We start from the raw sequence: 13,681 nt of genomic DNA, 5'->3' as shown, positions 1-13,681 counted from the left end.
TCGGTAGATTTAGACATGTTCAGTACAACCCTCATTTTCTACAATTTAAGGTAGGAAGCATTTTGCGAAAAATGCTGAAAGAAAAATGGAATGAGGGAGCCTGATGAATCAAACCGCAGTTGTATCCGAAAATCCGCCGGCGCTGAAGGGTACACCTTACAAGCAAAACCGCTGGAAGAAAAACTTTTGGGGATATATGTTCCTCGTACCTGCTGTGATTATTTTTGTAATGTTCCTGTGGGTGCCAATTTTTAAAGGCTTGTTGTACAGCTTTTACCATGTTGATTTTGTAAAAAGAAATAGCTTTGTTGGTTTTGAGAACTACGCTAGAGCCCTTAGTGATCCAGATGTTTTGACCGCATTAAAAAATACAGGGTATTACATGCTTCTATGTCTTATTATCGGGTTCTGGGTTCCGATCGCTTTTGCCATTATGATCTCGGAGCTGAGAAGGTTTGGGGGCTTTGTACGGGTAGCGGCTTACCTTCCTTTCGTTATGCCTGGTGTGGTTCTATATGGACTCTGGAGATGGCTTTATGATCCGGTGGGCCCAATCAATGCGGTATTAAGCACGCTTGGTGTGGACCAGGTTGCCTTCCTGACAGATACAAGGTGGTCGATGATTTCTCTTGTTTTTATGGAGACGTGGCAGCAGTTTGGATCAGGGATGTTAATATACTTGGCTGCTGTACTCAGCATTCCGCGGGATTGGTATGAAGCAGCTGAGATTGATGGGGCTGGTGTGTGGGCACGTATAAAGTACATCACATTGCCTTCGCTACGTAATTTGATCATTTTGATGTTGATATTACAGATTATCGGGACTTCACAAGGGTATCAGTCACAAATGGCGCTGCTTGATGGTGGGCCGAATAATACTACGCTTACCTATGCGCTGCTGATCGTAAAATATGCTTTTACGCGACTCGATTATGGAACAGCGACTGCGCTTGGCATGCTAATGTTCATTGTCCTAGGTGGTTTGGGCATTTTACAGTTCAAGCTTAACAAGGAGGACAACTAAGATGAAGAGCGCAGACAGAGGGATTCTCTCAGAACATGATTTGAAAAAAACAAGCAATAAGATCGTTTATGGCTTGATGTGCGTGGTTATTTTGATTATGGTGTTCAGCATGCTGTATCCGATCTGTATGACGTTATTTAACGGACTGAAATCGAATCAAGAGGTGAACTCATTCCCACCGCATTTTTTCCCGCAGGAATGGCACTTCAGCAACCTTAAGGAAGCGATGAATTACATTGATCTGCTGATGTTCCTTAAAAACACCATTTATATTTTTGTGGGGAATATGGTCGTGACACTAGTAGTATTGGGAATGTCTGCTTTCAGCATTTCTCGTATGAATGTCCCTTACAGAAAGGCAATTTATTTCTTTTTCCTGATGACATTGTTTATTCCGGCGACCAGCTATATGATTCCCAACTTTGTCAATCTAAAAGAGCTTGGATTACTGAATCAGTACGCTGCTTTTTGGCTGCCTGCTGGTGCGAATACATTCTATTTTCTACTCTTAAAGAACTTTTTTGATGGGATACATCCTGAAATTTTTGAAGCAGCGCGGATTGACGGTTCCTCTGAGCCGAGAAGCTTTTTCTCCATTGCAGTGCCATTGTCGGTTCCGATTTTTGCTACGCTGGCGATCTTTATCTTTTCTACAGCATGGAATGACTGGTTCTGGCCATCTCTGGTTATGCACAGTGAAGAGAAATATACGCTCGCGACAGCAATCTATAAATACGTTATTAATGTAAAGGCACTTAATACGAATATTAAATTCGCCATCCTATTTATCGTATCGTTGCCGCCGATCCTTGTCTTCCTGATCTTCCAAAAGTTCATTATGCGTGGCGTCGCATTATCAGCAGTTAAGGGATAAGCGCGGATCGACGGATTTAGTCACGGATCGTAAACATGCACATGAAAGGAATATAAATGCACCTCGTTTGTAAACGATTTCTCTTTTATGATCGATATGTAAGATAACTATGAATTGAAAAGGGGAGTTTCAATGCGTAAGTACTCTAGCGTGCTACTAAGCCTCCTTGTGGCCGGATCGTTGTTAACCGCTTGCGGCGGTAATAACAATAACGGAAACACGACAGGAAACAAGGAAGGGGAAGCGACTACTGCGCCAACGAATGCTGCAACAGATAATGCTGGCAGTGCTACAGCAGCGCCAACTGATGATATCACACAAAGAAAAGTGACCATCAAAATTCACTATCCAACCCCTGACCTAACCGAAGTTAGAGCACAGGAAGATGACAAGATCAAACGTTTCCAAGAGGAATATCCGAATGTTGAAATCGTCAAAGACGATTGGCAGTACAATGTAAGTGAAATCGGCATCAAAATGGCAGCGAATGAAGCTCCAACCTTCTTTAACACCTACGCTACAGAAGCAAAATTCCTAGTTGAAAAAGGCTGGGTAGCTGACATTACGGATCTGTGGAATAAATACGAATTTAAGGATCAAATTAACCCGGTTCTCCAAAATCAATTTATCATTGACGGTAAAGTCTTCGGCGTAACTCAAAAGGGTTATGTAACAACCACAATGATCAACAAAAAAATGCTGGACGAAAAAGGCGTTGCTGTTCCACCTATGGATTGGACTTGGGATGATATGCTGAATACCGCCAAAGGCGTAGCTGATACCAAAAAAGGTATTTCCGGTATTGCTCCAATGGGTAAAGGGAATGAAGCAGGTTGGAACTGGACCAACTTCCTGTTCGAAGCTGGCGGTGAAATTCAGAAGATAGAAGGCGGTAAGGTTGTAGCTACTTTTAATTCTGAGGCTGGGATTAAAGCGCTGGATTTCTACAAGAAACTTAGATGGGAAGCAAACGCGATTCCTCAGGACTGGGCACTGGGCTGGGGTGATGCTGTAGGCGCATTCCAACAAAGTCGTACAGCAATGGTAATGGCTGGATCTGACGGTGTTATTGAGCAAGCGTTGAATCAAGGCGGTCTGAAACCAGAAGATGTACTTACGTATCCAATGCCTGCAATGGAAAAAGGCGGAAAACACACCGGGGTACTTGGTGGTGACTACCTTGTAATCAATCCAAATGCAACACCAGACGAGCAAGAAATGGCATTCCGTTATATTACATTTGATTACTTCTCCGATAAAGGTCTAGAAGCACTGGATGCGGTTCTGCAACAACGTACAACGGATGGTAAATACTTTATTCCGCCGCTCTTAGATTACTATTCTGCAGATTCTGACTTCGGCAAGAAAACGAAAGCTGTGTATGATAAATATACAAATGTATATCAATACAGCCCTGATATTTTAGGTTTGCTGGACGGTAAACCGGAAGCGCAATACAATACACAGGACTACTACGCAACCATGTCCAATGTAATTCAAGAGCTGTTCTCCAAAAAAGGAACAGATTCCAAGACACAGCTTGAAGCTGCTGCCAAAACAGTGCAAGAGAAATTCTTCGACACAATTAAAGTAGAATAGCTAGGAAGAACAGAACCGGCTCCATAGGAGTCGGTTTTTTTATGTTTATATTATTGATATTTTTATAAATCAACACGACGGGGGGCATCCGACTATTTTTTAGAGGCCAATGGAAAAATAGAGTGTCAACAAAATTAGATTTGCTTTTTTAAAATATTTTTGCGAGCGGAAAGGTAGAAAATGGGTATCAGTTCTTGTCTTTTTAAACATAAACTTTAAATTTAAGGAATAATAAAGCATAAATAATGGTAAAAAAGCTATAATATGATTGAATGAAAGCGCTTTGAAAACAAATCAAAAAAACTTTATACTTTGTGAAAGATTTCACTATACAAGGTGGAAATGATGTGATAAGATAAATGTGTAGAGAAAAACAACCTAAAAATTGACAGGAGGACGAGGGAGATGGCAGTTAAGAACGAAGTCGCCGCCCAAGTTAAACAAACTACCGCTGAAGAGTATATTCAGACTTTAGTGGATAAAGCGAAAAAAGCACATGAGGCATTCATGGCGCTGGATCAAGAGCAAGTTGACACAATCGTTCATGCAATGGCGTTGGCTGGACTCGACAAACATATGTACCTCGCTAAATTGGCTGTAGAAGAAACTGGCCGCGGGGTTTACGAAGACAAAATTACTAAAAACATCTTCTCGACAGAATATATCTGGCACGGAATTAAATACGATAAAACAGTAGGCGTTATTGAAGACAATGCTTATGAAAGCTTCCAAAAAATTGCTGAGCCCGTCGGAATTGTAATGGGTATCACACCGGTAACCAACCCTACATCCACCACGATGTTTAAAGCGTTGATTTCGATTAAGACACGGAACCCTATTATATTCGGTTTCCACCCATCTGCGCAAGAGTGTAGTGCAGCAGCTGCTAGAATTCTTCATGATGCGGCTGTAAAAGCTGGCGCACCTGAGAATTGTATCCAATGGATTGAAATGCCAACGATGGACAAAACAAACGCTTTGATGAACAACCCTGACGTTGCACTTATTCTCGCAACAGGCGGTTCTGCAATGGTAAAAGCAGCTTATAGCTGTGGTAAACCAGCTCTTGGCGTAGGTCCTGGTAACGTACCTGCATTCATCGAAAAGAGCGCGGATATCGATCAAGCCGTAACGGACATCATTCTTTCCAAAACATTTGATAATGGTATGATCTGTGCTTCCGAGCAAGCTGTTATTATCGAAGAACCAATCTTTGATCAAGTGAAAAAGAAAATGATCGCTAATGGCTGCTACTTTGTTAACAAAGAAGAAGCTGCCAAACTTACTAGCGGCGCTATGAACGTTGATAAATGTGCGGTTAACCCAGCAATCGTTGGACAATCCGCAGTGAAAATTGCTGAAATGTGCGGCATTCAAGTTCCTGCCGGCACTAAGATTCTGGTAGCAGAACTTGAAGGTGTAGGCACTAAATATCCATTGTCCGCTGAAAAATTGAGTCCTGTGCTTGCTTGCTACAAAGTTAAAAACGCAGATCAAGGTATCGAACGCGCAGCACAAGTTGTTGAATTTGGTGGTATGGGCCATAGTTCGGCTATCCACTCCAACAACGAAGAAGTAATCATGAAGTTCTCCAACCGTCTGCAAACAGGACGTATTCTCGTTAACTCGCCTTCCACTCATGGTGCGATCGGCGATATCTATAACACTAACATCCCTTCGTTGACGCTGGGCTGCGGATCTTATGGTCGTAACTCCGTGTCGCAAAACGTTACAGCAATCAATTTGATCAACGTGAAAAGGGTGAATCGTCGTACCGTGAATATGCAATGGTTTAAAGTACCTGACAAGATCTATTTCGAAAAAGGCGCTACTCAGTACCTGACCAAAATGCCTGATATCACACGTGTCGCAATTATCACTGACCCAATGATGGTTAAGCTTGGATATGTTGAGAGAGTTGAACATTACCTGCGTCAACGCCAAACTCCTGTAGCAATCGAAGTGTTCTCGGAAGTTGAACCAGATCCATCAACAACTACAGTTGAAAAAGGTACTGCAATGATGAACAGATTCCAACCGGACTGCATCATCGCACTTGGCGGTGGTTCCCCAATGGATGCTGCAAAAGGAATGTGGTTATTCTATGAACATCCAGACGCAGACTTTAATGGTCTGAAACAAAAATTCATGGATATCCGTAAACGGGTTTACAAATTCCCTAAACTTGGAAACAAAGCTAAGTTTGTAGCGATTCCAACTACTTCGGGTACAGGTTCGGAAGTAACATCTTTCGCAGTTATTACCGATAAAACAACTGAACAACACACTAAATATCCTTTGGCTGACTACGAGCTAACTCCAGACGTAGCTATCATTGATCCAGAGTTCGTATATAGCTTGCCAAAAACTGCTGTAGCTGATACAGGTATGGACGTATTGACACATGCCATCGAAGCTTATGTATCTGTTATGGCGAGTGACTACACGGATGGTCTGGCAATTAAAGCAATCCAATTGGTATTCCAATACCTTGAAAAATCGGCTCTTGAAGGCGACAGAGTTGCCCGTGAAAAAATGCATAACGCATCAACACTTGCTGGTATGGCCTTTGCTAATGCTTTCCTGGGTATTAACCACAGCTTGGCGCATAAATGGGGCGGTCAATATCACACTGCTCACGGTCGAACTAATGCGATCCTTATGCCACACGTTATTCGTTACAATGCTAAGAAACCTACGAAGTTCGCTTCGTTCCCTAAATATTCACACTTCGTAGCTGACGAGCGTTATGCAGAAATCGCCCGTATTCTGGGATTGCCAGCTCGCACAACTGAAGAAGGTGTAACTAGCCTGATCAATGCTATTCGCGACATGAACAAAAAACTGGGTATCGAAGAATCCTTCCAACAATTGGGCTTTGATCCTAAGGATTTTGAATCCCATGTAGATTACTTGGCTGACCGTGCATTTGAAGATCAATGTACAACTGCCAATCCTAAGCTGCCACTGGTATCTGAACTTGCAGATGTATATCGTAACGCTTTCTACGGAAGATTTGATAATTAATATTTGGTTAAGTAGATAATAGGATGGTTGTGGATTAGATATAAGTGACAAATATCACCGGAAAGGTGATATTTGTCACAGTCTATTTATAGAAAATAAACTAAAATGTTTATATAAACAACGGTCCCATATATGGAACAATGATTGTGAATTTTCGAACAACCATATTTTTCTTGGGATCACGAGACACGGGATCAACCTTCAAGCCCGCGATCTCTACAAATATAATATAAATATAGATGGAGGGATTTAGCATGTCGGTGATTGAAAAAGATGTACAAGAAGTGAAATCCGGTTGGAGAAGTTTTACAAAAGGTAAATGGTCCAGAAAAGTTGACGTTAACAACTTTATCGCAAGCAACATTAAGCCTTATGAAGGAAACGAAGAATTCCTCGTAGGACCTACTAGTAACACAACTGAACTGTGGAAGATTATTTCCCAATTGAGCAAGGAAGAAAGAGAAAGAGGCGGCGTATGGGATGTTTCCCTAGATACTGTCTCCACAATCACTTCACATGCTCCAGGCTACATTGACAAGGACAAGGAACAAATTGTAGGCGTACAGACTGATGCTCCTTTCAAACGTTCCATCCAGCCATTCGGCGGGATCAAGATGATGGTTGATGCTACGAAGGCTTACGGCTTCGAGCTTCCACAAAACATCGTTGACATGTTTACGAACATTCGCAAAACGCATAACCAAGGCGTATTTGATGCATATACACCAGACATGAGAGCTGTGCGTAAATCCGGCGTAATTACAGGTCTTCCTGATGCTTACGGCCGCGGACGCATCATCGGCGACTACCGCCGCATTGCTCTGTACGGTATTGATTTCCTCATTAAAGACAAAAAACAACAACAAACTGAGCTTGAAGTTGATTCCATGACTGAAGATATTATTCGTTTGCGTGAAGAGCTGTCCGAGCAAATTCGTGCACTTGGCGAATTGAAAGAAATGGCAGCCGCTCATGGTATGGATATTTCCAGACCAGCGACCAACTTCAAAGAAGCTACTCAATGGGTATACTTCGGGTATCTTGCAGCAGTTAAAGAGCAAAATGGTGCAGCGATGTCCCTAGGCCGTGTGTCCTCTTTCTTGGACATCTATGCAGAACGCGATATTGCTGAAGGTACTTTGACTGAAGAACAAGTACAAGAAATCGTCGATCATTTCGTAATGAAACTGCGTATCGTGAAATTCTTGCGTACACCTGACTATAATGATCTGTTCTCCGGTGACCCAACATGGGTAACTGAATCCATCGGTGGTATGGCTGAAGACGGAACAACTCGTGTTACCAAGAACAGCTTCCGTTTCTTGAACACCCTGTACAACTTGGGTCCAGCTCCGGAACCAAACTTAACTGTACTGTGGTCCGAAAAATTGCCTGAAGCCTTCAAAAAATATTGTGCTAAGGTTTCCATCGAAACTAGTGCAATTCAGTATGAAAATGACGATGTAATGCGTCCATACTGGGGTGAAGATTATGCGATTGCTTGCTGCGTATCTCCAATGCGCATCGGTAAACAAATGCAGTTCTTCGGCGCTCGTGCCAACCTGGCAAAAGCATTGCTGTATGCTATCAATGGTGGTATAGACGAAAAATCCGGAGCACAAGTTGGACCGGAATTCCCAGCGATCACTTCTGAATATCTGGATTATGACGAAGTAATGAAACGTTTCAAACCGATGATGGAGTGGTTGGCTAAAACTTATGTTAACACTTTGAACATCATTCACTATATGCATGACAAATATTCTTACGAACGTATCGAAATGGCGCTGCATGACCGTGACATTCTGCGTACGATGGCTTGTGGTATTGCTGGGCTGTCCGTTGCAGCTGACTCACTAAGCGCAATTAAATACGCCAAAGTAAAACCTATTCGTAACGAACAAGGTATTGCGATCGACTTCGAAACCGAAGGCGAATTCCCTTGCTACGGTAACAATGACGATGCTGTAGACAGCATCGCAGTAGAATTGGTTGAAACCTTCATGACTATGATCCGTAAAAACAAAACATATCGTGATTCTGTGCCAACTCAATCGGTACTGACCATTACTTCGAATGTAGTGTACGGTAAGAAGACAGGTACTACACCTGACGGACGTAAGAAAGGTGAACCTTTCGCACCGGGTGCTAACCCAATGCACGGACGTGACAAGAAAGGCGCCTTGGCTTCCCTGAACTCTGTAGCTAAACTGCCTTACTCCGATGCACAAGATGGTATCTCTAACACGTTCTCCATCGTACCTAAGGCACTTGGTAAAGACGAGGATTCCCGTAAGTCTAACCTGGTACACATGATGGATGGATACTTCCATAACAACGCTCAGCATTTGAATGTTAACGTATTTAACCGTGAACAGCTGATGGACGCTATGGAGCACCCAGAGAACTATCCACAATTGACTATTCGTGTATCCGGCTATGCAGTTAACTTCATCAAGCTGACTCGCGAACAACAAATGGATGTAATCAACCGTACATTCCACGGTTCGATGTAATTTGTTTCTGTCATGAAGATCTTTGAATTAGTACTACATTGAAATAATTGCAAGGAAGATACCGCCCTTGTCTCAAGGGCGGTAATATCTTGTTTGAGAATTGTTAAAATTTTAAATTTTATAGCCGCGATTTAGGGATATGACAGTCTCAAAGACAGGAAGCTTCATCGTTGAAAGAGGGACTGTTAGTCTGTCGTGGCGAAAGGATGACATCCTATGATTAAAGGTCGCATACACTCTTTGGAAACCTTTGGAACCGTTGATGGACCTGGTATTCGATTTGTCTTGTTTATGCAAGGCTGCTTGCTGAAATGTCAGTATTGCCATAACCCTGATACTTGGGCTTTAGATGAAGGTAAAGAAATGACTCTAGAAGAAGTGCTTTCGGAGATCGAGCCATATATAAACTACTATCGTTCATCCGGTGGCGGGTTAACTGTATCCGGTGGAGAACCAACCTTGCAGGCGCAATTTGTAAAGCAGTTATTCACGGAAGTGAAAAAACGTTGGAATCTGCATACCACATTAGATAGTAATGGCTACAACGAAGGTGACAAGATTAATGACTTATTGGACGTTACAGATTTGGTTATGCTTGATCTGAAGCATATTGATGAAGAAGCGCATATCAAGTTAACCGGTAAATCCAATGATCGAACTTTGAAGCTTGCACGCTGGCTCTCAGACCATAATCGTAAGATGTGGATCCGACATGTATATGTACCTGGTATTCATGATCGTGAAGAGGATCTCATTAACTTAGGTCGTTATATTGGAACCTTAAATGGCGTCGAGAAATTCGAAATCTTACCTTATCATCAGATGGGTATCTATAAATGGGAAATGCTCGGCAAAGCTTATGAACTGGATGGAGTACCTTCTCCAACAGAAGAAGAAGTGCAACGGGCATATCGCTTGGTAGAAGAAGGTCGTAAGCAAACGGCATTGGTATAATAGATATATATTTTTAAGAGAGACCGTACCCTCAGTGGTTGATCACTGAAGGTGCGGTTTTTTGTTATGAGGAAGTAAAAAGGGAGGGGATAAAGCTCCTCTGAGGGGGTGGTTTTATACTATTCCTAATAAAGACATGCTATAGTTACACGTGGTTAATGGGATGGATAATAAATGAATATGTCAGGTAATGTGACTATTTGGATGTTTTATTAATTGTTTCTAGAGTGAAAACAAAGTTTTGTGATGAGAAAAACAAATAAATTAAGCAATTTAACATTATTGTGTTATGTAATATAACTTATAATGTAGTTGATTCCGCTTACATTAGAGATTTTTATCCCTATAGTGGATGAATCTTAACCTTACGATAATGAAGTCTGTTTTCTATAATAAGAAGTGTAAAGCACATCAATATATAGGGAGGGTCACAAGAAATGAAAAAAAGTATGACTTTGCTATTGTCCCTGATTTTCGTATCATCAGCTTTACTGACTGGTTGCGGAGGCAACAACAATGAGTCTTCTAACAAAGGAGATGGAAACGCTACCGCGACTAATTCAGCCGCTACAAATGCTCCTGCAACAGAAGAACCGGTAAATAACGAGCCATTTGAAATGACGATTCGTCACACTCAAATCGGTGCAGACAAGCAGAAACGTCTGGCTATTCTCGAAGAAGTAGTTAACAAGGTACAAGAGGATGTACCGGGTCTGACCTTTAAACTCGATGGGGTAGATTCAGATGTAAACCGTAAAGAAAAATTGCGTGGTGAAATGGCTGCGGGTAATCCGCCGGAAATCTTCGATCTGTTCGGTAGCCCTGACTCCAAGATCTATGCTAAAGAAGGTAAATTACTTGACCTGACTCCAATTCTTGAGGAACTTGGAATTAAGGATAAATTCTCAAATCTTGATCCTTTCACTTATGAAGGAAAAATCTATGGATTGCCTATCGGTGGTTCTGGTGAAGGCTTCTTCTATAACAAAGAATACTATACAAGCAAGGGCTGGAAGGCTCCAACAACGTTTGCCGAATTGGAACAACAATTGGCTGATATCAAGGCTGATGGAAAAGTACCTTTGGCTGGTGCATCCAAAGCTGGTTGGGTACCACTTATGTTAGCTAACCACTTGTGGTCACGTTATGCAGGTCCAGATGTAACTGCTAAATTTGCAACAGGCGAAGCTAAATGGTCTGATCCAAATGTAGTAAAAGGATTTGCGAAATACAAAGAATGGGTTGATAAAGGCTATTTCAAAAAAGGCGAACTTGGCTTTGAATATGCTGAATACACAACACAATTCACTAGTGGTGAAGCGATCCTGCTGTATGATGGTACTTGGAAATCCTCCGTATTTAAAACTGGCCAATCTGGCGAAGGTTTGATCGGTAAAGTTGGCTTCTTCAATATCCCAGCAGTTGAAGGCGGAGCAGGCGACCAAACTGCATTGATGCGCGATGTAAACAATGGTTATGGTTTCTCTGCATCTGCTGAGAAAGATCCACGTCAATTGGCTGCTGTGAAATCTTTTATTAAAAACTTATTTAATGAAGAAATGCAATTGCGTGGACTTGTTGAAGATGGTGTATTGCCAGCAATGAAGATTGACCAAAACGTATTGAATGAGAATATTACTGATGATCTGATGAGCGAAATCGTAGGTGTACTTAACAACTCACAATCTTCGTTCCCAGCATTTGACTCTCTTGTTCAAGCTGATGTAACTACAGAAATCAGTAACATTCAAATTCAAAAACTGATTGGCGATCAGACGACTCCTGAGAAAATGGGCGAAGCTTTGCAAAAGGTACAAGAAGAAGCAAACGCAGCAGTTGAATAAATAGCTGCAAACTGAATGTACCCTGGTGCTAAATCCAGGGTACATTTTTAAAATCAAAGAAAATATGTGTTTGCACTTGATCTGAAGCATTCACTATTCGCCAGATGTCAAAGCAACCGGAGGTAGTCATGAATAAAGCATTAAGAAATCCAGTGGTATTTTTCCTTTTCGTTCTTCCAGCATTGATATTGTTCACGATGTTTTTCATTTACCCCATTTTCAGTTCTATTTATTACAGTTTTACCAGTTGGAACGGTGTATCGGAGACGGTTAAATCAGCCGGATTAAGTAATTATGAGAAAGCATTAGGAGATGAACGATTCTGGATATCCGTTAAGAACAACGGTTGGTTTATTCTTTTCTCCGTATGTATCCAGGTACCGTTGATCGTATTCTTCTCGTTATTGATTTCTAATGTGAAGAAGTTAAAAGGCTTATATAAGACAGCAGTCTTTATGCCTTCCATTATGTCTACAGCAGTTATCGGTATTCTCTGGGGGTTTATCTATGAGCCCAACATTGGACTTTTTAATAAGCTCCTTAGTCTAGTAGGAATTAATCCTATTTACTGGCTGTCAGATGAGAGATTTGCAATGCTTTCTATTTTGTTGACGAATGCTTGGCAGTGGACTGGATTTTATATCGTTATGGTCCTAGCGGCGATTCTAGCTATTCCTGGTGAATTGGATGAAGCTGCAGCCATTGACGGCGCAACCGGATTTCAACGCGCTACCCGTATCACGCTCCCACTAATCGTACCGATCATCTCGGTTGTAATTATGCTATCCATTGCTGGAGCAATGAAAGCGGCGGATATTGTCATCGTTATGACTAAGGGGGGACCTGCAGGTTCAACCGATGTAATGGCAACATACATGATTAAATATGCGATCACGAACTTTAAGTATGGATACGGAAATGCCATCGCTGTCCTGATCTTTGCGTTTACACTGGTGGTTACAGTCCTTTATCAGCTGCTGATTGCACGTCGTACAGAAAGGATTGAATACTGATGCCACGCGCCCTGAAAAAGAGTCTGCCACATATTGCCCTTTTATTCTATTTGTTAGTGATCCTGTTTCCTTTCCTATTCGTATTATTCTCTTCTGTGAAAAAGGATAATAATGAGATTGCGCTTAATCCTTTTGGCATTCCAAAGGAATTCGTCTTCAATAACTACGTCGAAGCTTGGGTAAATGCCAAGATCAGTACTTACCTTTTCAACAGTTTGTACATTTCGATACTTGCTTCTGTAGTGTCCATTCTGCTTGCGTCTATGTTTGCTTTTGCGGTTACGCGGATGCGTCAGGGGAAATGGAATACTATTTTGTTCTCACTGGTTTTAGTAGGAATGCTCATTCCGAATAATGCTTTAATGCTGCCGATTTATACGATTGTACGTAAGTTAGGAATACTGAACACCCACTGGGCGTTGATCATTCCTTATATCGCCAATGCGATTCCATTTACCATAATTATTTTAGCAGCATTTATGCGAAATTTACCTAGAGAAATAGAAGAAGCTGCGGTCATGGATGGCTTGAAGGCACCGGGTATCTTTGCTAGAATTATTGTACCTCTAACGGTTCCGGCTATGGTTACTGTATTCATTGTTAATTTCCTGGGAAATTGGAACGAGTTCTTGCTAGCTAACTACTTCCTGTCGAATGACGAGCTGCGAACGCTTCCAGTAGGTATGGTCCAATTCCGTGATCAATACCAAATGAACTATGCACAAATGTCAGCCGGTATCGTCTTCAGCGTCCTGCCGGTAATTATCATTTATGCTATTCTGCAGGAGAAGATTATTGAAGGTGTAACAGCGGGCGGCGTAAAAGGATAA

General features: G+C 41.8%; 9 protein-coding genes. All 9 read left to right on the top strand.

All coding sequences use genetic code 11. From position 1 onward, the window contains the following. Nucleotides 1-103: 103 nt before the first annotated feature. The 9 genes from MHH86_RS21995 (at nt 104) to MHH86_RS21955 (ending at nt 13,681) form a co-directional block, all read left to right on the top strand. Nucleotides 104-1,024 carry a sugar ABC transporter permease gene (locus tag MHH86_RS21995; RefSeq protein WP_076317033.1) on the top strand — a complete coding sequence of 307 codons (921 nt, stop codon included), beginning with the start codon at nt 104-106 and terminating at the stop codon, nt 1,022-1,024. Between the two features lies 1 nt (nt 1,025). Next, entirely contained in the window at nt 1,026-1,898 is an 873-nt protein-coding gene (locus tag MHH86_RS21990) for a carbohydrate ABC transporter permease (protein ID WP_036682930.1), read from the top strand. Nucleotides 1,899-2,030: 132 nt separating this feature from the next. Then, nucleotides 2,031-3,497, top strand: a complete 1,467-nt coding sequence (locus tag MHH86_RS21985) for an extracellular solute-binding protein (RefSeq protein ID WP_036682927.1) — start codon at nt 2,031-2,033, stop codon at nt 3,495-3,497. Between the two features lie 405 nt (nt 3,498-3,902). Beyond that, nucleotides 3,903-6,524: a bifunctional acetaldehyde-CoA/alcohol dehydrogenase gene (gene adhE / locus MHH86_RS21980; RefSeq protein ID WP_036682925.1), complete on the top strand. Its 2,622-nt coding sequence runs from the start codon at nt 3,903-3,905 to the stop codon at nt 6,522-6,524. A 254-nt stretch (nt 6,525-6,778) separates the two neighbouring features. Further along, nucleotides 6,779-9,040: a formate C-acetyltransferase gene (pflB, locus tag MHH86_RS21975; protein WP_036682923.1), complete on the top strand. Its 2,262-nt coding sequence runs from the start codon at nt 6,779-6,781 to the stop codon at nt 9,038-9,040. A gap of 216 nt (nt 9,041-9,256) precedes the next feature. Beyond that, nucleotides 9,257-9,994 (top strand): pyruvate formate-lyase-activating protein, encoded by a 738-nt coding sequence (gene pflA, locus MHH86_RS21970; RefSeq protein WP_036682920.1) that lies wholly within the window; start codon nt 9,257-9,259, stop codon nt 9,992-9,994. A gap of 437 nt (nt 9,995-10,431) precedes the next feature. Further along, the gene (locus tag MHH86_RS21965) at nt 10,432-11,838 is read left to right on the top strand and encodes an extracellular solute-binding protein (RefSeq protein WP_036682919.1); all 1,407 of its coding nucleotides are present in this window, start codon (nt 10,432-10,434) and stop codon (nt 11,836-11,838) included. A gap of 128 nt (nt 11,839-11,966) precedes the next feature. Continuing rightward, nucleotides 11,967-12,851, top strand: a complete 885-nt coding sequence (locus tag MHH86_RS21960; protein WP_036682917.1) for a sugar ABC transporter permease — start codon at nt 11,967-11,969, stop codon at nt 12,849-12,851. Continuing rightward, nucleotides 12,851-13,681, top strand: coding sequence for a carbohydrate ABC transporter permease (locus MHH86_RS21955; protein WP_076317032.1), 831 nt, complete (start codon nt 12,851-12,853; stop codon nt 13,679-13,681). The genes MHH86_RS21960 and MHH86_RS21955 overlap by 1 nt, the downstream gene beginning before the upstream one ends.

Source organism: Paenibacillus sp. FSL F4-0097 (assembly GCF_038593125.1).
In the GTDB taxonomy this organism is placed as follows: domain Bacteria; phylum Bacillota; class Bacilli; order Paenibacillales; family Paenibacillaceae; genus Paenibacillus_AQ; species Paenibacillus_AQ odorifer.
Note: the sequence above shows the minus strand (reverse complement) of the source record. Positions and strands in the feature narration are given on the sequence as shown.